Below are 23,184 nucleotides of genomic sequence, written 5' to 3' on the forward strand. Positions count from 1 at the left end.
GTGAGCGATCCGGTGTGGTTCGGCCGGCACGTGGTCGAGCTGAACGCCACGAACCAGACGCTGGTGAGCAGCTATGTCTGGGGCCTGGACCTGAGCGAGACGCTGGACGGTGCCGGTGGCGTGGGCGAATTGCTGTGGGTGCGGCTGGCCAGCGCTCCGGCCTCGGGGACGCAATTTGTCACCTACGACGGTAACGGCAACGTCTGGCAGTTGGTTTCCGGCAGCACCGGCACGGAAACGGCCCGGTACGAATACGCTCCCTTCGGCGAACCCCTCCGCACCACCGGTCTTGCCGGCGCTTCTAACCCCTTCCGCTTCAGTGCCAAACGCAGCGACCCGGCCACGGGAGTAGTCCTCTACGAATACCGCGCTCACAGCCCGGGCTTGGGAAGGTGGTTGAGCAGAGATCCCATCGGGGAGAACGGAGGAGGGATCAATCTGTACGCATTCGTAGCGAATGATGCGAGAAATCATGTTGATGTTCTCGGATTACAACCTTGTCGCAAGCTGGGGAAAATCAGTTGGGGGTTCTCTGCAAATATCGCTACCGGAATCTACGCTGGATGGGATGCTTCAGGCGATCTTGAGAAGTGTGGTTGCTGCTACATCGCAAACATTGAGCTCGGTCTTGAAGTAGGCATCGGAGCAAGGTTCCGTAGACAAAGGAGCGCGACTGTCAATATACCAAAGCTTGGACCGGTCGGCGTCTATTTTGGAATTGATGCGGTATTCTCCCTCGCCCAACAGCGAACGCACGCAAAGACGACTGTCACATGGTGTCCAGGTGAGATGTCGGGTGGGGGAACGTTTTATCTGATCGACCTGGATCTTGGTCCAAATGTTGGGCTTTCAGCCTTTGGCGGTGGGCAAATCGGCCACTACGTCAAACTCAACGTCTCAGCGAAGGTCAGCACAAGCATTGCAGCCAACGCCAAGGCTGGACTGGAAATTGTGCCCACCGCCGCAAAAGTGGATGTATACGCCATCGGCTCAGCGACTTTTGATTTCACACTTAGTGCGGCCTTCACGTTAGCGTGGGATATCGGTCCGTGGACTTCACCTGACTGGCTCGACCTTGGTGAGTTCAACTGGTCTCTCCTTGGCGGGCCTGTGGGCTTTCAAGAGCAGCGCCTTGGTCGCATTCTGAGCTTCCCGTAACCGTGAACGTCATGATCCCATGAATGTGATAATGTGGATTGCAATACTGGTATGCGTCGCCCTTTTCTTCGCTGGACTCTCGATGAGAGTGGATGGCGTGGACCCACAGGAGTGTCGGCAAATCGCTGCCATCCTTTTTATCGGTGCGTTTCTTGCCGCACCGGTCATGTGCTTCATGGAGTTCCTCATGCGGTGCCTGGCGAAGGGTGCGGCGCGGATTGTGCATGGGCAGTCAGCCATAATCGGGCCAGTTCGATTTGTGCCCTTTCGGCTATGGATCGCAATGGGGGCAGCATATTTGGCTTTTGCATTCGGCGGGTTCGTGGGCGCGATCTGGAAAGGTCCTGCCTCTTTCTGGGCCGGATTGGTCGCAGCTGGCTTTGGTTGTGGACTGTTAGCTGGCTTTGGCGTGTGTTGGATGCGAGCACGTAGTGCGGCCAGACGCCGGGCAGCGGCTATGCAGCACAAAGGGTGAGAGGGAATTGTGGACCGCGGAGGCCGAGGTGAAGATGGTCTGCCACCCACGCCTGTGCCACTGCCCCTGCGTTCGTCGGTCGCTGCGGAGTGCGGCAGACATTGATTGGACTAGCTTCTGATGTGAATTGTTTGAAGCGTTTGACGGGATTGGTCAGGGAACTTGGCGGCCGCGGGGCTCCGGGAAACGAGGATGTCATGGGCGAGGCGACGAACACGGCCAGCGTGGGCGTGAATAGGAGCCCGGCCCATCGCAACGACGCTTATTTGCGGGCGGAACTGGCCATGGAACATTCGACCGGCCCGCTGTGGCTGGGCGTCAGGAACTTGGTCGTGTTGCCGATGAGCTCAAGCCGGTGCGTGGTCAGGAGCATCATGGGCGAGGTGTGCGTGCCGAAGACGCCTGAGACCTTCCGGTATGATGCGGACGGCAATCTCATGCGCGATGGGCGTGGGAATTCCACGTGGGTTGGTGAGGATTGGCACTTGATAGTCGAGAGCCGATCTGACACGGCGTCGACATCGTGGCGGCTGGCCGAGTGGGAATATGACTGGTTGGGCTGGGGGATTTGGCAGAGGAGAAACCTGTGGAGAGATGGAGCGTGGCGAGTTATGGAGGACCTGAAATTCGTGAGCGATCCGATGCTGTTCGGCCGGCACATTGCAGAGTTGGATTCCACGAACCATGCCATGGTGCGCAGCTACGTGTGGGGCCTGGACCTGAGCCAGACGCTGGACAGCGCCGGCGGCGTAGGTGGCCTACTCTGGGTGCGGCTGGCCGGTGGTCCCGCCGCAGGCACTCATTTCGTCACCTACGACGGCAACGGGAACGTGTGGCAATTGGTTTACGCCAGCACCGGCACGGAAACGGCCCGGTATGAATACGGTCCTTTCGGGGAGCCCCTCCGCGCCACCGGCCCCGGCGCTCCCTCCAACCCCTTCCGCTTCAGCACCAAACGGGCGGATCCGACCACGCGGCGGGTGCTCTACGAATACCGCGCCTACAGCCCGAGCTTGGGGAGGTGGCTTAGCCGGGAGTTGGTCGCGGAGTTGGGAGCAAGAGACCTTTATGTTGTCGGTGGTAACAGGGCTGTCGGCGGATTCGATGCTTTAGGGCTTCAGGTCCGGGCTTCCACCACCTGCGGCGCCTCCCACACCAGCCGTTTATGGAACCCGTTGCCCCGTGTGCATCAGCGGATGTGCCGTGCCGCGGAAGGGCTCATCCGAGGTTTCCTCAGCACGCCGCAAGAGATTCGGGCCTGGAATCGTTACGTTGCGGGGACGGGTCAGGATATTGAGTTAACGGCCGACGAGATGGAGTCGATTGTCAGTCAATCGGCGAACCTCCAAGCGGAGTTGCAACGGCAAGCTCGGGAATGTGCCGACCCGAGCTCGCCGGAGGTGCGAAGGAGGGGGGTGATCACCGAGGCGGTGGGGCCGCCCTGGGTGTATGCTCTGGGCACCGTGACATTTCGGCTTGAGACTGCATGTTCGTGTCACAATCCATGGTGGCAGGTGTGCTTGGAGGACAAGTACGATTTCGATCCCCAGTGGTGGGCAACCCATCGATCGAGGGAAGGGGAAGTCTATACGATCCTTATCTGGGCGGCAGAGAACGCGATGCAGTGCGGTTGGCGTCCTTTTTGGCATAGGGGGTGCGTGGCGGGCACAGTGTACTGGCATGACGTCCCATAGGTTGCGACTGGTGATTTACTGGCTGGCTCTTCTTCTGCCCACGTTCATCACGGGGTTTGACATGTTTGTGGGTCGCATGGGCTACGATTGGAAGCTACCGGGGAGTCTGCTATACACGGGGATCCTGGCGAGCCTGACGGTGTGTTGGTGCACAAGCCTCACCATGCAGTGCAGTTGGGGAAGGCGGCTTCTGTTTGCGCTCATGGCGGTACCATTGCTTGTCCTTGAGGTTTTGCTGTTAGGCGTGCTCGTATTGTTTGTGTACGGACCGCTGCTTGACTGACACGCGCGTCGACCAGTTCTGTGGGCATGTGATCGGCATGCGGCCGGCGAGAGCCACTGATCAGAGTCGGCAGATTGGATAATAATGCGGCTTGTCGTTGCGATGGCTATCGCTGGGATACGGAGACAAGTGTGAACTCGGGCTCAGGCTGCTGGCAGCGGACGCTTTACACGCCGCAGGGGCAGGTGTGGCGCAGTTGGGGCACCAGTGCCTGGCCGGTGGAGTACGGCTACGATCATGCCGGGCGACTGACCAACTTGGTGACCTGGCAGCAATTCGACCTGGGCAGCGGGCAGGGCACCGGCGGTCAGGCCCGGACGGCCTGGCGGTATGACGCGCAACGGGGCTGGCTGGTGGCCAAGTGGTACGCCGACCCGACCACCGGGGTGCCGACGGAGAGTCGGGCGGTGCGCTACACGTGGACGGCCGGCGGTCGGTTGCGCAGTCGGCAATGGACACGCGGGCTGGTGACGACCTACGGCTACAACGCGGCCGGCGATCTGGAATCGGTTCAATACAGCGGCGGGGTCGGCTGATCGAGGTGGTGCAGGGCCCGGCCACGCTGCGGCGGTGGTACAGTGCGGCCGGGGAACTGATCAGCGAGAGCTGGACCGGCGGGGAACTGGACGGGGTGCGGGTGACGAACTTGGTGGACGCTCTGGGCCGCCGGACGGCCCAGGAGGTCTGGCGGGGCCCGCAACGTCTCAGCCGGGTGGATTACACCTGGGGCGGCGGCGACCGACTGTTGAGCGTGTCGGACGAGCTGGGCCATCGGGCGGACTACGACTGGGAACCGCTGGCGCCGATGGTGCGGCAGGTGAGCCTCCGGCAGTCGGGCACGGTGCGGCTGACCACCACGCGGGGGTTCGATGCGTGGAACCGGTTGACCAATATCCAGTCGGTGGCGGCCACGGGGCTGGTCAGTGGGCTGCGCTGGACCTACGACGAACGGGGCCAGCGGGTGCGGGCCGACTGGGCCGACGGGAGCCGGTGGGTGTACAGCTACGACGCCTACGGGCAGTTGCAGTCGGGGCGACGGTACTGGGCCGATGGCACGCTGGTGGCGGGGCAACAGTTCGAGTATCGGCACGATGCGATTGGGAACCGGACGGCCGGGGCCTGGGGCGGGGATGAACGGGGCCAGAGCCTGCACTGGAGCACCAACACGGTCAACCGACTCAATCAGTACACCAGTCGGACGGTGCCGCCGTATGTGGCGGTCTCGGGCGAGGCGGCCACGAATGCGACGGTGACGCTCTGGTGGGGCACCAACGAGTGTGCGCCGGTAGTGCGGCAGGGGCGGTACTGGTATGGGGAGGCGCAGGTGAACAACCGGACCGGCGGGGTGTGGGGGGTAGCGACGAACCTGGGGTGGTGCGGGGCAATCCGGATCGGGTACAGTCGGAGGTGCGGTCGGACATTGTGGCACAGAGTGCGGAGGCGCTGATCCATGACGGGGATGGCAACCTTGTACGGGACGGGCGGTGGATGTACAGTTGGGACGCGGAGAACCGGCTGGTGCGGGTGATGAGCTATGGGGCCAGCGATCGGGCCGGTTGGCGTCGGGTGGACTGGGCGTACGATGCGCTGGGCCGGCGGATCCGGCAGACGAGCTACGTGCTGAGCAACGGGGTTTGGGTGGTGACGGAGGACCTGAAATTCGTGAGCGATCCGGTGTGGTTCGGCCGGCACATTGTGGAGCTGAACGCGACGAACAACGCTCTTGTTCGCACCTACGTTTGGGGCCTTGACTTGAGTGGGACAATGGACGGTGCCGGTGGTGTAGACGGCTTGCTGTGGGTCAATCAACACACTGGCTCTTCTGCAGGCGCCCATTTCTGTGCGTATGATGGGAATGGAAACGTTGTTGCGTTAGTCAGTGCCAACACATGTACTGAAACTGCTCGGTACGAGTATGGTCCGTTCGGGGAGCCAATCCGCATAACTGGCCCAATGTCCAAAGAGAATCCTTTCCGTTTCTCCACCAAGCGGACGTGTAATACGACCCTCCTGGTTCTTTACGAATATCGTGCTTACAGTCCGAGCCTAGGCCGGTGGCTGAGTAGGGATCCAATTGAGGAAGTTGATTTTGCGCTGGTATACAGTGGGAAGCAACCAAACAGAGAAGCTGATTCTGAGGATGAACTTACCGCTCCCCAAATATTGCCACGGATCAGGGAAGCTAACCCGTATGGTTTCGTTCGCAATTCTCCGCCAGACAACGTTGACTTCCTAGGTCTTGTGAAGTTCGATCAGTGTTTAGATGATCAAATCGCGCAACTAAAGCAGGCGTGGAACGAGATGTGCGCTTTGCCGAAGGACTCCAAGTTTCGCTGTTGTGTTGGGCGGTCGCGACTGCTTCAAATGTTTGAGCGCCGGTGTTCGTGGGGCAATGTGAAGTTCAAGTGCAGGAGGAACGACCAGGGTCTTTGTCCTTGGGCGTGTGCCCACGCCTGGCAATCACTTGGAATTGGCAGTGGCGTGATTGTAGTTTGCGACAGGCAGTTCTATAATCCCATTGAATGCCCGTTGCCGCTGAAGTGCGTGCTTGCGCATGAGATGACCCACATATTAGGCGGGACACCATATGAGCGAGGCGTGGTTGACAAAGTCACGGACTGCTGTCTAAACAACTAGAAAGCGTGTGTTTTAAACAGTCATGAACGTCACCCAAATGCCAACCAGCATTTTCCAGGTGCTTCTATTGGGTCTTACGATTGGTTGCGACGCTGGCCGGCTTGGGATGTATAAACTCTCGTTACAGAGCCAACGGAGCTGTGACACGGCGACACATGTTGTGGTAGGAGACGAGGAGAAGCTAAGGCAGGTAATCAGAGAGACGCTGGACTCCAAAGGATTTGAGGAACGGCCAAGCAGACCAGGGCGTTGGCATAAAAACGGTGTTTGGATCGAGCTTATGCGAAATGCGCAAGGGGAATTAGTTTTGAAAGTATGGGCATTTGGGGGAAAGAGAGAGCGCCGCTTATGTGAAGGTTTAGAACGAGAATTACTGGTCGTTTTGCGGCAACAGCCTGGATTGGAAATAACCCCTGCAGCGCCGACGCCGGCAAATTAGAGGCCATCACATGGGGAGGTAAGAGGATGGAGGTGTGGTCGGGCTTTGGCATGCCGTTCGTTGGTATTAGGTGGCAAAACCGTTGATGGATTTAATCTAACGCTTGTCTGTATTTTTGCGAGAACGTGCATTGGTCTCACAACGCGCCTGTGGCCGGGCAACAGTTCGAGTATCGGTTCGATGGCATAGGGAATGGGATAGAGACCAGGACAGGTGGCGATCAGTTCGGGCAGAACCTGCGTCAGGCAAGTTATTATGCGAACCTGCTGAACCAGTACACCAGTCGTGATGTGCCGCGGTATGCTGACATCATGGGTGTAGCACTTGCAACGGCCACTGTTACAGTCACCAGTCCGAATGCATTGAACAATGGCCAAGCTGTATATCGGCGAGGTGAATTTTTCCGGAAGGAGCTTGCATATTCGAGTGGTACCGGGCACGGTGCGTTGTGGGAACAGGTGACTGTGAGTGCAAGTGGTGGAGAGTCCCAGAGCGGATATGTATTTGTGCCCAAGACACCTGAAGTGTTCACGTATGATTTAGATGGCAATCTAGCATCTGACGGGCGTTGGAACTACTATTGGGATGGAGAGAATCGGTTGGTGAAGGTGGAGAGTCGGTCAGATACGCCGCAAGGATCGTGGCGGAGGGTGGAGTGTGCATATGATGGCCTGGGACGAAGGGTACGACAGAGGACAAGTGTCTGGACAAATAACACGTGGCAGGTTATAGAGGATTTGAAGTTCGTGAGCGATGCGATGTTATGTGGCCGGCACATAGCGGAGCTGAATGCGACGAATAACTCACTGGTTCGCTCCTATGTTTGGGGACTAGATTTGAGCGGCACAATGGATGGCGCTGGCGGCGTAGGCGGTTTACTCTGGGTCAATCAACACACTGGTTCATCTGCAGGTGCTTATTTCTGTGCGTATGATGGAAATGGAAACGTTGTGGCATTAGTCAGTGTCAATACTGGCACTGAGACCGCCCGCTACGAATACGGTCTCCCGCAGTTGCGGGACGAGCCAATTCGTGTCACTGGACCGATGTCCAAAGAAAACCCGTTCCGCTTCTCCATCAAGCGTACGTGTAATAGAACCGATTTGGTGCTACATGAATATCGTGCGTATCGTCCGAGCTTGGGCGGTTGGCCGAACAGAGACCCAATCAAGGAACCGGGCCACCGGGCTTTGCTGGCAACGGTAAGCAGTCGGATTTGGCCTGATCTTGCTAACCTTTACGGGTTCGTTCACAACAATCCAGTCGGCGGAGTGGAGAAGGATGGGCGTATTGGGTGGATTGGTGGGGGAATCATCGTCGGCGTTGCCGTTTTGCTAGGCTATTGCATTGACATAGTAGGTTGTCGGGCGCGAGTGGCAGCGGCTCTCCTGGATGGTGAGAGGGAGGCAGACCGTGTTGCTCCAGATGGCTCAACGCACCGCGGGGCGAATGCAGTTCAGGGAGGTGATGCTGATGCCCTCACGCACTGTATTGCGGCGTGTAACGTTGGTCATCATCGGTATCCGTGCTTTGGGCCTGACGACGCACTGCACCAACTTCAAGCCAAGGAAACCGGTGACGACATGGGAACGCGGCTTGACCGCATGAACAACGAGGTCGGCATTGGCATTGGCTACGGGCTTGAATCGGGACAGAACTGCACGGATGCCTGTTTGGAGGCTCTGCGGCGCGGTCTGCGCTACGAAATTCGCAACGACCAGATTGTCCCAAGCTCGGCTGAATGATGAAGGCGGGTGTTTTCAATTACCGATGGATTTGGGCTGTTGTCATTACGCTTACGTTGCTCTACGGAGCAAATTGGTTTTTGACTCCCGAAATTGTAGGTATTAGGAAGCTTGAATCGGCCTTCCGTCCAAAAGGAAAGCGGCAATGTGATTCCCAGAAGTGGAAGCAAAAGGAGCCGTCGTCTTGGGGCGAACGCTACGAAATGGTTGACGATCTGTTGAGGAAGCATTTGCATTCAGGACTGACTCGTGAAGAAGTCGAGGGTCTGCTTGGAAAGCCAGACGTAGAGGCGATTCGCGGTGATGGTGAACTTGAACTTTCTTACAGTCTCGCCTCGCAAAAGGATTATCCGGCGCGTTCGGTCCTGTTTCCTGGGGTTTTGCAGAATCTGGAACTTTGGGTACTCCTGCTTCGCTTTCGAGGCGGGCAACTTTATTCCGCCGAAGTTGTGCCCGACTGAGCGTTCGCGTCTGGCGAAGCAAGTGGCTCGTCTACACAAACCGTGTAAGAGAATCCAATATGGCCGCGGCAAAGTAGGTCGGCCACCGGGCAGTTGGGCTGGTGGATACGGCAGCTGCTTGGCCTCTGGACAAATAACGGGTGGCTGATAATAGAGGACCTGACATTCGTGAGAGATCTGATGCTCTTTGGCGGTCACATCCTGGAGCTGCATGGGGCCAATAACGCGCTTGTTCGGCCGTGCGTCTGGGGCTTGGATGTGAGCGGCAGCATCGGCGGGGCCTGCGGCGTGGGCGGATTGCTGTGGCTGCGGCTGGCCGGTGGTCCGGCCTCGGGTGCGCATTTTGTCTCCTACGACGGCAACGGGAACGTCTGGCAGTTGGTTTCTGCTTCCACCGGCACTGAACCTGCCCGCTAGGAATACGGCCCGTTCGGCGAAGCCCTCCGCACCACCGGCCCCGCGGCTCCTCTCAACCCCTTCCGCTTCAGCACCAAACGCACCGACCCGGCCATCGGTTTGGTCCTTTTATGAGTATCGTGCCTGCAGTCCGGCCATTGGGAGATGGTTGAGCCGGGATCCAGCCGGAGAGGCCGAGGACATTCCGCTGTACACCTATGCTGTCAATGCGCCCTTGGGGTTTTACGACGTTCTCGGCTTGGCAAGCAGGCCCTGTCGGGAGGCAATCGGAAAGGACGGAAGGCCCCGGATTGTTTTCGATGCCCCGCGGCCTGCGGGAGGCTGGAAAGGTGTGGTCAGGTTTTCCGGCTATTCGGGTAGTGCGCAAGCCCGGATGTTTCATGAGATTCACATCGAGTGGGGGCAAGTGTTGCGGTGCTCTGCGTGTGCGCTGGCGGTTGTGAGGCTCGGCGCGGACAGCGGGTGTACCGCGATATGGAGACGGGAGACTGGTTGGTCCTATGCTCCGACATCGCCGCCGGAGCAGATCCCGAATCCCTATCAGAACCTATGGCGAATGCTTGGAGAGCTCCTCGCGGGTCTCTTTCGTGAAGTCATGGGGCCGGTTCCGACACTGGCCGACGAGGGCGAGCTTGCCAGCGTGGAGGCAACGGTGACGGCCATGGTCGCGCGCCGGCCGACGACATCGTGGGGAGGTGAATGGAGCGATGGAAAGTCCCCGTGCCACAGATGAGGGTCCGGTGCAAAAGCGGAAATTGCGGCTGTGGGCAGTAGGACTGGCCGCGTTGGTGGGTGTCTGCATCGTAGCGACATACCCGATCCTTTGGGTTCCCAGCGGCAAGGCGCGCCCTGGGCCCGAGGTGACCCCAAGGGATGATTTCCGTGACATCCTGCAAAGCCTCATCGTCGATATGCCGCCAAGCCTCAGCGATGCAGCAACCTTGGAAGAAGTTCGGGCACGCATCCGGAGACGAGACCTGGCCGTGCAGGCGCTGCGCGGGCTGGGGACCAACGCACTTCCACACCTAACCACGGAGCTGAGACGCCTATGCGATGCAGATCCCCATCATCCCGAGACGGTCGTGGGCATGGATCGAGTCAGGGCCGCATTGCGGGTCCTGGGAGAAGACGCAAAGGCATTTCTTCCGGAGGTGCTGGCGCTGATGCAGCAAAAGACGAACGCCATTCCCTGTCTTGTTGCGTTGACGGGCATTGGGGGCGAGGAGGCAGGACTGGCGTTCCTCAATGCCGTGTTGCACCAGGATGGCGACACGCGAGTTAAATCGCTGTTTTTGTTCGGATACAGTGACTTTCCGCGTTATGACGCGGTGGCCGGGGCGGCAAGGCCATGGCTTTTAGAGCTTCTGCAGCACACGAACCCAGTGGTGCGGATCGCTGCAGTCAACGTCGTGGCCGACCTTGCCGATGCACGCGACGAGAGCCTGGCGGTCCTAATAGAGATGCTGCAACGAGATGAGGACGTTATGGTCAGGGTGGCGGCTATGAAGGCGATGGAACGACATGGGACGAATGCCGCGGCCGCCCTTCCGGCGCTCCTAAAGCAGCTCCGGGACCCAGAACTGCTGCTACGGAGAGTCAGTGCCAGCGTGTTGGCCAAGGTGAGTGTGAGGAGCGAAGTGGTGCTGCAAGCGTTATCGGAGGCAGCAGAGAAGGACGCCGATGAACGCGTGCGATGGAACGCGGTGCGAGGTATGACGAACTTTGGAAGCAAGGCTGTAGCTGCCGCAGGTGTGCTCGAGAGGATTGCCAGCAATGACCCGTCGGCTCGGGTGAGGCGCCTGGCCTTGCGTAGCATCGAAGCGATTCGGAGCACCAGCCTCCTCGATCCCCCTGGCGTTAGCGACATGGAGCGCCGGGGGCCGGGGGCAGAGTAACCGTGCAGGCCAGGGTGAAGAATGGTTTGAAGAATGTCTGACCGAGGGGAGGCCGCTCGAAATTGAAGGTGAGTGGGGCGCGGGCATGCCCGGATCTCCGGCCGGGGGTAGATGGCCTCAGAGGCCGTGGGAGCCGAGTGCATCGGATGCATCTTGGAACTGGAAACGATGCCCAGCTGCGACGGGCTTTATGGATTCCCGTGGGACTTTGGTGGTTCATTCCATGGTTCCTTCGGATAGTGAGTTTCGGTGGGGTAGCACAGTTGGCCTCTGATTGAGGACCTTGCGTCCAAAGTTTATGTGAGCTGATGGGAACGGTGTGCACGAGCTGCGTCTGGAGGGTCCGCGCCCCGGACTGGATGGCTGGTCGTACTGAACCACAAACGCCGTGGTGGCCGCCGGCCCCTCCGGGTGCGATACTTGTCGCCGTGCGGGGACCAAGCTCGACGGTACAAGGCTCAAACTCCGAGCAAAGCTTTTGAAGCAGGCAGCCGTGGCATGGGTTGATTGCTCACAGCTCGTGCGGAAAGCCTGGAGCTGGTCGAGGGGAATCGAGTCGCCGTGCGGAGATCCCATGCCGTCGGCGGGGGCCAAGCAGGACTATGCTTTCGGAGGGCAGGTATCCGTCTGCCACATCGTGGTCTTTTAGACGACAGATGCCCAGAGGGGCCGGACGTGGTCGGCATTTTGGCGAATCCTTGAGAAGAAGCTCACACGGCGCAATTCACGTGGATCCTCTTGGCGCCACGCCGCAGAGCCCCCAGAGTGCAGACGGACTGGAAGTCAACGGCGCGAGAGGCTGGGAACGCTGCGCTGCCCCAAAAGCCCACAGGGTTCCGCAGAGGAGAGAGCCCACCGAGCACGCAGAATACGCGGAACTCACCGGGCATTGCGTCGGTGGGGACGCGGCGGATCATGGAAGGGTCCGCCGGCTGCCGCGGGCGGCTACGGAGTGGAGTGCCCACAGAGCACGCGGAAAACGCAGATGGAAGGTGATTGACCGACTTGCGTCGGTGCCTGCCCGGCTTGGATCCGCCGACTTACGTCGGCGGCTACGGAGTTTGAGAGCCCACAGAACACGCAGAGCACACAGAGGGGATTGACAGAAGAATCGACAATGCGGGGACGAAGCGTGCCTGGGTGCGGTCCCGCCGACCTGGGTCGGTGGCCACGGATCGGCCCACAGAGCATGCAGAATACGCAGAATAGGATCGTGATCGGAACGAGCGGGAAGGGCTTGAAACCTTCGAGGGACGGCGGGCAGGGGGTCGCTCTTTGGTGGTCCGGCTGTGCGGGGGCCATCGGGCCCGGGCGTGGCAACCGAAGGTGGCCGCCCGCGGGAAGACGGCGGAGTTCGCAAGTCAGCGAGCGATTCCCGTCGGTAGCTATTTGGTGGCGATTCGGTGGCATCCGCCGACTCGCGTCGGTGGCTACGACGGCGAGAGCCGACAGAACGCGCAGGGCTAACCGGCTAGCCGCCGCGGGAGCGCGGCGCAGGATGAGTTGGTTCGCCGAATTCCCTTGGCGGCTACCGAATGCGAGTCTGGTAGCTGGCTGCAGGCACGGCGGGGCGATTTCTTTGCGCAGGTCTGCGACCTGGCGGACAGCCGCTTTCCAGCCGGCATGCGTGGCGAATTGTCAAGGTGACTTGCGAAGTCCCGGATCCAGACCCAAAGACAGCCCGGGCAACCTCCAATGCGCTCCTGATCTTTCGGCCCTCATGCAACTCCGGTGCGTCGCGGACCAGAGGTCTGCGATCCGGCAGGCTGGATCCCCGCGCCATCCAAAGACCGGCAGAGGGAAGAGCGTGCAGAACACGCAGAATACGCGGAACTCACCGGGCATTGCGTCGGTCGGGACGCGGCGGATCATGGAAGGGTCCGCCGGCTGCTGCCGGCGGCTACGGAGTGGAGTGCCCACAGAGCACGCGGAAAACGCAGATGAAAGGGGATTGACCGACTTGCGTCGGTGCCTGCCCGGCTTGGATCCGCCGACTTACGTCGGCGGCTACAGAGTTTGAGAGCCCACAGAACACGCACAGCACGCAGAAGGGGATTGACAGAAGAATCGACAATGCGGGCACGAAGCGTGCCTGGGTGCGGTCCCGCCGACCTGGGTCGGTGGCCACGGATCGGCCCACGGGGCACGCAGAATACGAAGAAAAGGACCGGAAAGAGTGCAAAGGGCCTGGAAGGTCCGAGGGACGGCGGTCAGGCGGTCCCTCTTTTTTGCGGCCCATCCGTGCCAGGGGCCTCAGGGGGCCCGGGATGGCAGCGAGAGGTGGCTGCTCCGGGAGAGCAGCGGATTTCGAAGAATCATCCACCGATCGCCGTCGGTGGTCACCTGGGCGGGTATTTCGGGGCATCCGCCGACTCGCGTGGGCGGCTACCCAGTATTGGCCTGCGGCGGTGGATCGACTCAGGGGCCGAAGTGTCCATCGTGTCACCCCCTGTGGCTGCGGTTAAGGGAGAGAGCTCCTGTTCGGATCCCTTGGTCCGGTGCCTTATCAGTGGTGGCTGGCGAACTTTTGACTGCGCAGCCGGTGGCGGGACTCGGCGGAAAGTGTGCCTGAGGAGCTTCCGGCGGGTTTCCGCGGCGGCTATCGGGAATCAAGTCTTGGTGCGGATTGGCTCACGATCCACCGCGTTCCTGCGGTGGCAACCAGCCGAGGCGCGGGGGTCGTTTCCACGAATGTGGTTCGCCGCCTGACGGGAGCTGGATTTGCCAGTAGTGGCCGCGTGTCGGCCGGCTGGCTGCGGGGTTGTCATTCCTCCTTATGATCAGAGTCCGCCGCCTTACGGCGGCGGCTACGTTTTTGGTCCGCGGCCTTACGGTCGCGGCTACGACAAATAGGACATGGTGGTGGCTGGTCGGTCGAGTGGGAGCACTTCCCTGGATTCCGGGTCTGTCGCTGGTCGCCGGCAAGAATACCCGCTGGGATTCCGTGTCGGCCGCTTGGCGGCGGCTGCCATCTCTCGATTCAGGCTAAGGTCCGCCGCCTTACGGCGGCGGCTACGTTTTTGGTCCGCGGCCTTACGGTCGCGGCTACGACAAATGGGGCATCGTGGTGGCTGGTTGGCCGAGTGGGAGCACTTCCCTGGATTCCGGGTCTGTCGCTCGTCGGCGGCAAGATGTAACCGCTGGGATCGCGTGTCCGCCGCCTTACGGCGGCGGCTACGTTTTTGGTCCGCGGCCTTATGGCCGCGGCTACCATTTCTCGCTTCAGAACAATGTCCTTCCCCGGGCGCCGGCTACGTCGCTCCGGTATGATGGAAATGTCCGAAGCACGGGTTTGCGGCCCGTAGAGGCCGCGGGGATCAGGGCCTCACAGGTTATTCGGCAGGCGGGTTGGCGGAGCTTGAATCTGATAGGCGCGCCGGGTCGACGGACCAGAGGGCATCGATGGGCTGGGGGTATCCCATCGGGCCTGCAGGAGGAGGAAGGCAAATCGTCGCCGGAGGGGCGCGATCAGGGTACGGCGGCGGTTCTTGATCCTCCGATGAGACTGAGGGTTGAGGGAGGGGCCGGTTCTCCAGTGCCAAGGGGCTGGGGGCTCGATTGGTTGGCCAGAGACCAAGGCGTCAGAGATGATGGTGCGGAGCGGGGGGCAGGCGGCGGGCCGGGTCGCCCAGGGCACGGGTAAGTTTCTCCCGAAGTTGCAGGCGGGCGCGCAGGAGCCGGACCTTGACGTTGGTCTCAGAGAGTCCAAGCAGTTCGGCCGTCTCGCGTACGGACAGACCCTCGACGTCGCGCAGCAGGAAAACGACCCGATACTTTTCGTCGAGCTCGGCCAGAGCTTCTTCCAAAAGGGCGCGGATTTCGTTGCGGTGGACCAGACGCTCCGGACCTTCACGCCAGTCCGCGATGTACTCGGGGTGCGGGATTTCTCCGGTGTCGGGCGAGGGATCGGTGGCCTGGTCGAGCGAAACGGTCTCCAGTCCCTTGCGCTTGCGCAGGATTTTGAGTGCGGCGTGCGTGGCGATGCGATCCAGCCAAGTGGCGAAACTCGCCTCTTCCCGGAAATCCTTCAGGTGCTCCAACGCGCTGAGGAAGGTTTGCTGCGTGACGTCTTCGGCGTCGTGTTCGTTTTGGGTGATGCGGCGGGCCAGGGTGTAGATCTTACGTTCGTAACGGTTGGCCAGTTCCTCGAAAGCGTCCAAATCGCCCTGTTTGGCCCGTTGGACCAGTTCGGGGTCACTTACAGATTGCAGCGGTTCGGAAGCCATGAGCGGCCGTCAACATGCCTGCCGGAGGGCGGCCTGACAAGCCGAGAGGCGGGCTGCGGTGCAAAGGGCAGCCAGGGGCCTCTGGGAGTCGGCCGGAGAGCTCTGTGAAATCGGGCGCCACAACGGCGATCGGGCGGTCGAGAAGCCTCGAGCCGCTGCCGAGCTCCCCTCAGCTACGCGCCGTCAGCGCAGGTACGTCTTCCATTCCTTCAACTGACCGTCCGGTCCAAAGACCAACCGGAGCCAGCCCTCGGGCGAGTAGGTTTCCACGTAGGTGGGGAAACCCCAGCCGTGCCAATAGGGGTACCAGCCTGCGGAGGTGTACAGGCGGTTGCGGCTGGGCCGGGTCAGCCACTCGGCCACGACCGTGCCGTCCTGGAGGCGGGCCTGTTTGTCGGGCGGGCCCAGTTCCACCACGGCTTGGTCAAACGTGTAACGGCCCACGCGCTCCGCCCAATTGATTTTGCTGGTGGCACAGCCGCAAAGGAGGAGTGCCAGGCACAGGCTCATCAGGCTGAAGTGACTCTTGGCGCCCATCGTGTTCACCCGGGTCAATCTAGGAGGCGGCGAGCCGATTGCAAGAGGCCCATCGAAACGGCTGAAAGGCCCGGGTCGCTGTGCGCGCGACCCCCTTTTGGAGGGGACGAGAAGCTCCCGGTCCCGAAGGTGGGGCGTGGGCTTTCAGGACTCGGAGCCGCCTTCGGGGCCCAACGAGTGGGTCGGCCCTTTGGCAGAGGGGGACGAGCACGGGCTTTGCTGACCGCTCGGCAGGCCATGATCCTTGCGTGGACGGTGCACCTGTGGGGGCTCAAGCCTTGCCTGCTCCCGGGTCGGCATCTTATGGTGCCGCCACCATGAATCGGGTCCTCACACATGCATCTCCCCTCTGGCTGGGGGTTTGGCTGGGCCTGGCCACTGGGACGCAGGGAGCGTCGGAGATTCTCCCCCCGGGATTACGAGCCCCGCCCCCCGAGGTTCGCGCGTTGGTGGGGGGCCGGGTCGTGGTGCGGCCGGGAGAGGTGCTTGACGCGGCGACGATTCTGGTGCGGGAGGGTCGGGTCGAAGCCGTCGGGACCAACGTGACCGTACCCCCAGAGGCGGAGGTTTGGAGCATGCACGGCCGGACCATTTATGCCGGGTTTATCGAGCCTCTTTATGTGCCGGCGGCGACCAATCCGCCGGTGGACACACGGATGGTGGAACCGGTGGGACTGGAGAGTCTCACGGCGGCTGGGTACCAGTTTTGGGGCGCGCCCGGGCAACAGCCCGATCCCGGCACGCGCGGCCCCGGTCACCCGGTGGCCCGGGTCACTCCCCAGCGACGGGCGGTGGAGAGTGTTTCCCCCGATGAAAAGGTCTGGGCGACGCTGCGGGAACTGGGCTTCACCGCCGCCGTGATGGCGCCGGCCGAAGGCATCCTGCGGGGGCAAAGTGCCCTGGTGTTGTTGGGCGACGGCGATCCGAATCGTCTCATTCTACGGGCGGATGTTTTCCAACACCTGGCGTTCGAGCCGGGCCGTCGCGGAGACCGTCGCGAATTTCCCGCCTCGCTCATGGGGGTGTTGGCCGTTTGGCGCCAAACCATGTTGGACGCGCAGCATTACCGCGAGGCCTGGCAGCGCTTTGCCCGAAGCCCTGAGAAGACGCGACGTCCGGAGTTCAATCCCGCGCTCGAAGCGTTGGGCCCTTTGTGGGAGGGCCGGCAGCGACTGGTGATCGAGCCGGGCAGCGTTTTGATGGCGCACCGTGCCCTCCGACTGGCGGCGCAGTTCGGGCTGGAGCCCGTCCTGGTTGCCTGTGGGGAAGAGTGGCGTCGTCCCGATCTGTGGTCGGGAATCCGGGCGCCGTGGATTGTGCCCGTGGCGTTTCCGGAGCTTCCGCGGTTACCCTCGGACGACGACTGGGAACAGGTTGATCTGGACCGGCTGCGTGCGTGGGATTGGGCGCCGGAGAATCCGGCCCTGCTCCGGCAGCAGGGGTGCACCGTCGCCCTCACCACTCATGGACTCCGCGACCGCAAGCAGTTTCGGCAGAAGCTGCGCCTGGCCCTTGACCGCGGCCTGAGCGAGGAGGACGCGCTGGCTGCGTTGACCGTGGTCCCGGCGCGGCTGTGCGGGGTCGAATCCTGGCTGGGCTCCATCGAACCGGGAAAGCTCGCCAATTTCACCGTGGTTGAAGGAGCAAGTTACTTCGATCCCGAAGCCAAGGTCCGCCAGGTTTGGGTGGAAGGCCGTGTGTTTCGTCAGCCGGCGGATTTGACGGAGGATCGACCGCGGGACGGTGAAAACGGGCCGGAATCTCCAGAGGCGCGCAGGAAGCGTGAGGAACAGCGAGCCGACCGGGCGCGGCGCGTGGCACGCTCGCCGCGCGAGGAAACAGGACCTCTTCGGTCGCCCGCCGCCCTGAAGGTGGTAGATGCCACCCTCTGGACCTGCGGACCCGCGGGGGTCATCCCCAACGGCCAGATGCTCGTGGTCGACGGCCGAATCACCGCCGTGGGCACATCCGTCCCGGACCATCCCGGCGCCGAAGTGCTGGATCTGCAGGGTGCCCATGTCACACCGGGCTTGATCGATGCCCACAGTCACACCGCCATCCTCGGCGCGGTCAACGAGGCCACGCTGCCCTCTACGGCCATGGTTCGCATCGAGGACGTGATCAACTCCGAGTCCCCGACGCTTTGGGAACAACTGGCCGGCGGGCTGACCACGTGCCAGTTGCTCCATGGCTCGGCCAATCCCATCGGGGGTCAGAGCGCGGTGATCAAGCTGCGCGTGGGATCGGCTCCTGAAGAAATGCTGGTACGGGGCGCCCCGCCGGGGATCAAAATGGCGCTGGGCGAAAACGTCAAACAGTCCAACTGGGGCGATCGCGCCACCACGCGCTTCCCGCAGACGCGGATGGGGGTACCGGCCTTCATCGCCAACCGACTGGCCGCCGCGCGCGAGTATCGACTGGCGCAACAGCAGGCGCAGCAACGAGGGGAACTGCCGCCGCGCCCGGACCTGGAGCTGGAGGCATTGGCCGAAGTGCTGGAGGGCCGACGCCAGGTGCATTGCCATGCCTACCGGCAGGACGAGATCCTGGCTTTCCTCCAGGTCATGGAGGATTTCGGCGTGCGCGTGGCGTCGTTGGAACATGGACTGGAAGGGTACAAAGTGGCCGATGAAATCGCAGCCCACGGCGCCGGTGTGGCGACCTTTGCCGATTGGTGGGCGTACAAGTTCGAGGTTTACGACGCCATCCCCTACGCCGGAGCCCTGATGCACCGGCGCGGGGTGGTGGTGGCCTTCAAGTCTGACTCCTCCGATCTGGCCCGTCGCCTCAATACCGAGGCGGCGAAAGCGGTGAAGTATGGCGGATTGACGGAGGAAGAGGCCCTGCGGCTGGTCACGTTGCATCCTGCGCGCTTGTTGGGGATCGACCAACGCGTCGGCAGCTTGGAACCGGGCAAGGACGCGGACTTCGCCGTCTGGTCCCATCCCCCGCTGGATGCGCGGACGGTTTGTCTGCAGACGTGGATCGACGGCCGCCAGTACTTCGAGCGGGAAGCCGCCCGGCGACGGGCGCGGGCGAGGGAAGAGGAACGGGCGCGGCTGCTCGAAAAGGCCCGTCGGTTGACGCGATCCGGGCGTGAAGCCGCACCGGAGCGGGACTTGTCCGGCGAAGGCTTTTTCCGGGTTTCGTGGGAACAACGGGGCCACAACGCGCACTGCGAGGATATCGAGCCATGAAGCGAACTGTTCGACGGGCTGGACCCCCGGTTGGCCTGCGCCATGCATGGCGCCTTCTCGTGGTGCTCGCCGGCATCAGCCGTTTGGTGGCCGCGGAGCCGTTGTTGCTCACGGGAGCCGTGGTCCACACGGTGAACGGCCCGACGTTGTTGTCCGGTGAAGTGTTGATCGAAGGAGACCGGATTGTGGCGGTGGGCTCGAAACTGGATGCACCGCAGGCGCGGCGCGTGGACCTTACCGGCCTGCACCTCTATCCCGGCCTGATCGCGCTGAACACCGGTCTCGGGTTGAAGGAGATCGACGCAATTCGCGCTACGTTGGATCAACGAGAGGTCGGGGAGTTTACTCCGGAGGTGGCCTCCTGGCTGGCGGTCAATCCTGATTCAGAACTTCTTCCGGTGGCGCGCGCCAATGGGATCGCCTTTTTCGAGCCGGTGCCCACTGGCGGTGTGGTGGCGGGTCAGTCCGGCCTGCTGCGCCTCTCGGGTTGGACCGTGCGGGACATGCTGGTCCAGGGTCCCTGGGCTCTTCATGTGTACTGGCCGTCTCTGGAGCTGGACTACACGCCCAGGGAGCAGGCGCCCGAGCCGGGGCGGTGGAAGTCCCTCGAGGAGCAAGCGCGCGAGCGAGCCGCACGGCTCAAAGCACTGGAGGACTTCTTCCGTCAGGCCCAAGCCTATGCCCGGGCCCAGGATCCGGACCGGCCTCCGCGTTACCATCAACCGGGCATGGTGCCGGTGTGGGAAGCCATGTTGCCCTTTATTCGCGGCCAGCACCCCATCGTGGTTCATGCAGACGAGATCCGCCAGATTCGAGCCGCGATTGCGTGGGCGGTTACGAATCGATTCCGCATCATATTGGCCGGGGGTCGGGATGCCTGGCGCGAGGCTGCGCGGTTGGCGGAGCTGCAAATCCCCGTCGTCTTCGAGCATGTCTTTACGCGGCCCGTGCGGGACACGGATCCGTACGACGTGCATTTCCGCGCCCCTGCGCGGCTCCATGAGGCAGGTGTGCCGCTTGGATTCAGCACCGGCACGGATGACGCGTCGTTGGTGAAGAATCTGCCCTACCATGCCGCGCAGGCGGTTGCGCACGGCCTGCCACCAGAAGCCGCCCTGCGCGCTTTGACTTTGGCGCCCGCCCAGTGGCTGGGTCTGGCCGACCGGTTGGGATCGATCGAGCCGGGGAAAGAGGCGACACTCTTTGCCGTGGACGGGGACCTGTTTGATATCCGCTCCAACGTGCGGCGCATGTGGATTCAGGGGCAGGAGGTGAGCCTCGAAAGCCGCCACACGCGCTTGTACGAAAAGTACCGTCAACGCCCGGTTTTGCGGTCGGTGAAGCCCTGAGGGAACAGCGGCGCCAGCGGATTGCGGGGCCGAAGGGACGACGCTTGTCAGGACGCTCACGAGCGCAGGAGCCCGGACGGCAGGTCCGACCGCGGCCGGGCCATCCAGGCGGCGTTCCATCTTCCCCCGTTTTGCCCTCACGGTTGCAGAGGCAATTTTCACCCGGCACGGTACCTTTTTGCCGGGTCTGACGCCTGACCGCGAGAATCGCTCTGCGTTATCCGCCACTGCGGCCTGATGCGAAACTGCCAAAACTCCCTCGAAATCAAGGGATCGTTCGCGCAGAGACACCTGCTGGCATGGCCGTTGCTCTGCGGCCCGTGGCATGACGAATTGCGTGACTGTCGGCGAGCAGGAAGCGGCGGAACCGCGCCCGACGGTGCAACCGGTGCGGATGCCCACCGGGCTGCTCGGGTTCGAGTCGATCCGTGAGTATCTGCTGGTTTTCCATCCGGACGAAGCGCCCTTCGGATGGTTGCAGGCTCAGGACCCCTCGGGCCTGGCCTTCGTGGTGGTGGATCCTTTCCTGGTTTTGCCGGACTATCGCCCGGACATTCCGCCGCCGGATGTCGCACTGCTGGGGCTCAAGGGACCCGAAGACGCCCTGTTGCTCAACATCGTTACGATCCACAGTCCTCAGCGCGCCACGGTCAACCTCAAGGGGCCCATCGTCATCAACCGGCACACCTGGATGGCCAAACAGGTCGTCATTGCCAATGCCATCGAGTATTCGGTGCAGCATCCGCTGCCGGTGACCCAGTCGGCCGATTGAATCCTGCGCCCGTTCGCTCTGCCATGCTCATTCTCTCCCGCAAACCCGGCGAAAGCATCATGATCGACGGGCGGATCCACGTGAAGGTCGTCCGAGTGGAGGGCGACATCGTCAAGGTCGGGATCGAAGCGCCCCCCGAGGTGCCGGTGCATCGCATGGAGGTGTACTTGGAAATCCAGGGCAACAACCGCGGCGCGGCAGTGACACAGAAGCCGCCCTTGCCCCGGGTCCCTCTGGCCCGACCCGCGGCCGCCACCGAATCCCAGGCCAACGGCTCTGTGCGTCCGCAGATCGTCGTTCGTCCACCCAACCCACGGCGTGGCACCAGATCTGCTGTGCAAGAGAACCGGCCATGATCATTCAGCATCACATCACGGAAGATGGCGCGGGGCTGCGCGGGATCAGCACCCCGGTTCGGCGGACCCGGGTTGAGCCCCGACCCGGACAGGACGTTCCCATCATCGGCAAAACAGGAGAAGTTGCTGGGGCAGCCGAGGCTTCGGCCGGACCGACGGTGCGGATTCGTCAGTTGCAGTTGGTGCAGGACGGCCTGGGAGCCGCGGTCACGCGTGCGCAAACCCAGTTGGCATACCTGGACGAGCTCGATGCCACCTTGTCGCGAATGACCGGATTGGGGCGGCAGGCTGCCGATCCGACCCTGCCGGGGCCGGATCGTGAGAGGGTACGGGATGAATTTGGGCGCCTTGCACAGAGGGTCGAGGATCTGAGCGCACGACGGCTCAATGGCGAACCGCTGTTCGACGGCTCTGTGCGAGAGGTGCCTTTGGACACGACCGGCAGGACCGTTTCGCTGTCCGCACCGGCCTTTGATCGGCCGGTGTATGAGGAATTGCGCACTGCACGCGTGGATACTCCAGAGCTGGCCGCTGAGGCCGTCAAGCTGCTGGAGGCCGCGACGTCCGCCCTCGCCGAGGATCGCGCCCGGCTCAAGACTGGCCACGAGGCGCTGCTCCGTGCGGGCGAGACCTTGGAAATCGAGCAGGAGAATTTGGCGGCTGCGACGGTTCGGCTCCGCGATGCAGGTCAGGCCGAGCTGGTTGTTCGTCAGCTGAGCGCACGGTTTTTGGTGCAGAGCAGCGAGGCCCTGCGGGCCCAGGGCCATGTGCAGCCCGACAGGACGCTGCCGCTGCTGCAGTAAACGGCACCTTGCAAGTGTCCAGCGACTTCGTCAGGTCGCCAAAACTGGACGAACCGCTGGCTCCTTCCCCCGGGCGGATCGGGTCCGATTCCAGATCCGCCCGGTTCGTGAAGGTGGCGATCCACACAACGCGAGTTGGAAAAGTCCATGATCCGATGCCGGCTCGGCTCCGGCCCATACAGGCAGGACCGCGGTCCGACACCAACGGATGCACCCGAATCACGCAACGAGCTTATGAGCCCTCAGACCCTGGAAGCCGTTCTGCATCAAGGGAGTCGAAGCGGCAAAACGCGTCCGGCAGGGGTGGCCATGCCCCGGACACTTTCTCCCAGGCGACGTGCGGCATTAAAGGACTGGTGCCTAGCACGCGCGGACGAATGGTTTGCGGACGGGCAACTCGGTGCCGCGCGCGACTTTTTGCTCCATGCGGCGGCCCTGGATCCCCGCGATCCCGAGGTGTGGCAGACCCTTGGTTGCGTGCAGTATCTGTTGGGTGAGTATCCGCGGGCCGGCATGGCGTTCGTCCGCGCCGGCCGCCTCCGTCCCGGGGACGCCCGCACGTTTGTGTATCTGGCGCTGGTGCACGAACGGCTCGGGCAGACGACTCAGGCGCTTGTGCTGGCGGAACACGCATGCCAGTTGGCTCCCGACGACACTGCGGCGCGGCTGGTTTGGGAACGCCTGCAACGGCTCGCATCCCGCAACGCATGACGTGCCCCGCAGTCCGGACCGCCGCTCCG

Annotated in this window: 19 protein-coding genes; 17 read left to right on the forward strand and 2 right to left on the reverse strand. The window is 62.3% G+C overall.

Annotated elements, in window-relative coordinates:
- From ACPDIT_RS13820 to ACPDIT_RS13870, 11 genes are all read left to right on the forward strand, one after another.
- Positions 1-1,158 (forward strand): RHS repeat-associated core domain-containing protein (locus ACPDIT_RS13820; RefSeq protein ID WP_423444430.1); only part of this gene is annotated, 1,158 nt, incomplete at its 5' end.
- A 672-nt stretch (positions 1,159-1,830) separates the two neighbouring features.
- A complete protein-coding gene (locus tag ACPDIT_RS13825; RefSeq protein WP_423444432.1) occupies positions 1,831-3,327 on the forward strand; it encodes an RHS repeat domain-containing protein in 1,497 nt (498 codons plus the stop codon).
- On the forward strand, positions 3,314-3,610 hold the full coding sequence (locus tag ACPDIT_RS13830; protein WP_423444434.1) for a hypothetical protein: 297 nt from the start codon (positions 3,314-3,316) through the stop codon (positions 3,608-3,610). The genes ACPDIT_RS13825 and ACPDIT_RS13830 overlap by 14 nt, the downstream gene beginning before the upstream one ends.
- A 131-nt stretch (positions 3,611-3,741) precedes the next feature.
- The gene (locus ACPDIT_RS13835) at positions 3,742-4,146 is read left to right on the forward strand and encodes a hypothetical protein (RefSeq protein WP_423444435.1); all 405 of its coding nucleotides are present in this window, start codon (positions 3,742-3,744) and stop codon (positions 4,144-4,146) included.
- A 5-nt stretch (positions 4,147-4,151) separates the two neighbouring features.
- Positions 4,152-5,057: a hypothetical protein gene (locus tag ACPDIT_RS13840; protein WP_423444436.1), complete on the forward strand. Its 906-nt coding sequence runs from the start codon at positions 4,152-4,154 to the stop codon at positions 5,055-5,057.
- A 317-nt stretch (positions 5,058-5,374) separates the two neighbouring features.
- Entirely contained in the window at positions 5,375-6,247 is an 873-nt protein-coding gene (locus ACPDIT_RS13845) for an RHS repeat domain-containing protein (protein ID WP_423444615.1), read from the forward strand.
- 564 nt (positions 6,248-6,811) lie between these two features.
- Positions 6,812-8,431 (forward strand): RHS repeat-associated core domain-containing protein, encoded by a 1,620-nt coding sequence (locus ACPDIT_RS13850; protein ID WP_423444437.1) that lies wholly within the window; start codon positions 6,812-6,814, stop codon positions 8,429-8,431.
- Entirely contained in the window at positions 8,428-8,892 is a 465-nt protein-coding gene (locus ACPDIT_RS13855; protein WP_423444439.1) for a hypothetical protein, read from the forward strand. Before ACPDIT_RS13850 ends, ACPDIT_RS13855 begins: the two co-directional genes overlap by 4 nt.
- A gap of 168 nt (positions 8,893-9,060) precedes the next feature.
- On the forward strand, positions 9,061-9,309 hold the full coding sequence (locus ACPDIT_RS13860) for a hypothetical protein (RefSeq protein ID WP_423444441.1): 249 nt from the start codon (positions 9,061-9,063) through the stop codon (positions 9,307-9,309).
- Complete coding sequence (locus ACPDIT_RS13865; protein WP_423444443.1) at positions 9,227-10,042, forward strand: RHS repeat-associated core domain-containing protein; 816 nt, start codon at positions 9,227-9,229, stop codon at positions 10,040-10,042. The genes ACPDIT_RS13860 and ACPDIT_RS13865 overlap by 83 nt, the downstream gene beginning before the upstream one ends.
- Positions 10,043-10,049: 7 nt before the next feature.
- Entirely contained in the window at positions 10,050-11,204 is a 1,155-nt protein-coding gene (locus ACPDIT_RS13870) for a HEAT repeat domain-containing protein (RefSeq protein ID WP_423444445.1), read from the forward strand.
- A gap of 3,581 nt (positions 11,205-14,785) precedes the next feature.
- Here the strand turns inward: ACPDIT_RS13870 and ACPDIT_RS13875 are convergent.
- Positions 14,786-15,430 carry a sigma-70 family RNA polymerase sigma factor gene (locus tag ACPDIT_RS13875; protein ID WP_423444447.1) on the reverse strand — a complete coding sequence of 215 codons (645 nt, stop codon included), beginning with the start codon at positions 15,428-15,430 and terminating at the stop codon, positions 14,786-14,788.
- Between the two features lie 183 nt (positions 15,431-15,613).
- Positions 15,614-15,976: a hypothetical protein gene (locus tag ACPDIT_RS13880; RefSeq protein WP_423444449.1), complete on the reverse strand. Its 363-nt coding sequence runs from the start codon at positions 15,974-15,976 to the stop codon at positions 15,614-15,616.
- A 308-nt stretch (positions 15,977-16,284) separates the two neighbouring features.
- Between ACPDIT_RS13880 and ACPDIT_RS13885 the strand changes: the two genes are divergently transcribed.
- The 6 genes from ACPDIT_RS13885 (at position 16,285) to ACPDIT_RS13910 (ending at position 23,155) form a co-directional block, all read left to right on the forward strand.
- Positions 16,285-19,164: an amidohydrolase family protein gene (locus ACPDIT_RS13885; RefSeq protein ID WP_423444451.1), complete on the forward strand. Its 2,880-nt coding sequence runs from the start codon at positions 16,285-16,287 to the stop codon at positions 19,162-19,164.
- Positions 19,161-20,513, forward strand: a complete 1,353-nt coding sequence (locus ACPDIT_RS13890) for an amidohydrolase family protein (RefSeq protein WP_423444453.1) — start codon at positions 19,161-19,163, stop codon at positions 20,511-20,513. Before ACPDIT_RS13885 ends, ACPDIT_RS13890 begins: the two co-directional genes overlap by 4 nt.
- A gap of 325 nt (positions 20,514-20,838) precedes the next feature.
- Complete coding sequence (gene fliW / locus ACPDIT_RS13895) at positions 20,839-21,285, forward strand: flagellar assembly protein FliW (RefSeq protein WP_423444455.1); 447 nt, start codon at positions 20,839-20,841, stop codon at positions 21,283-21,285.
- Positions 21,286-21,308: 23 nt separating this feature from the next.
- Positions 21,309-21,641, forward strand: a complete 333-nt coding sequence (gene csrA / locus ACPDIT_RS13900) for a carbon storage regulator CsrA (protein WP_423444457.1) — start codon at positions 21,309-21,311, stop codon at positions 21,639-21,641.
- Positions 21,638-22,444: a flagellin gene (locus tag ACPDIT_RS13905; RefSeq protein ID WP_423444459.1), complete on the forward strand. Its 807-nt coding sequence runs from the start codon at positions 21,638-21,640 to the stop codon at positions 22,442-22,444. Before csrA ends, ACPDIT_RS13905 begins: the two co-directional genes overlap by 4 nt.
- Before the next feature lie 234 nt (positions 22,445-22,678).
- Positions 22,679-23,155 carry a hypothetical protein gene (locus tag ACPDIT_RS13910; RefSeq protein WP_423444461.1) on the forward strand — a complete coding sequence of 159 codons (477 nt, stop codon included), beginning with the start codon at positions 22,679-22,681 and terminating at the stop codon, positions 23,153-23,155.
- Positions 23,156-23,184: the final 29 nt, after the last annotated feature.

The organism is Limisphaera sp. VF-2, assembly GCF_049537125.1.
Classification (GTDB): Bacteria; Verrucomicrobiota; Verrucomicrobiia; order Limisphaerales; family Limisphaeraceae; genus Limisphaera.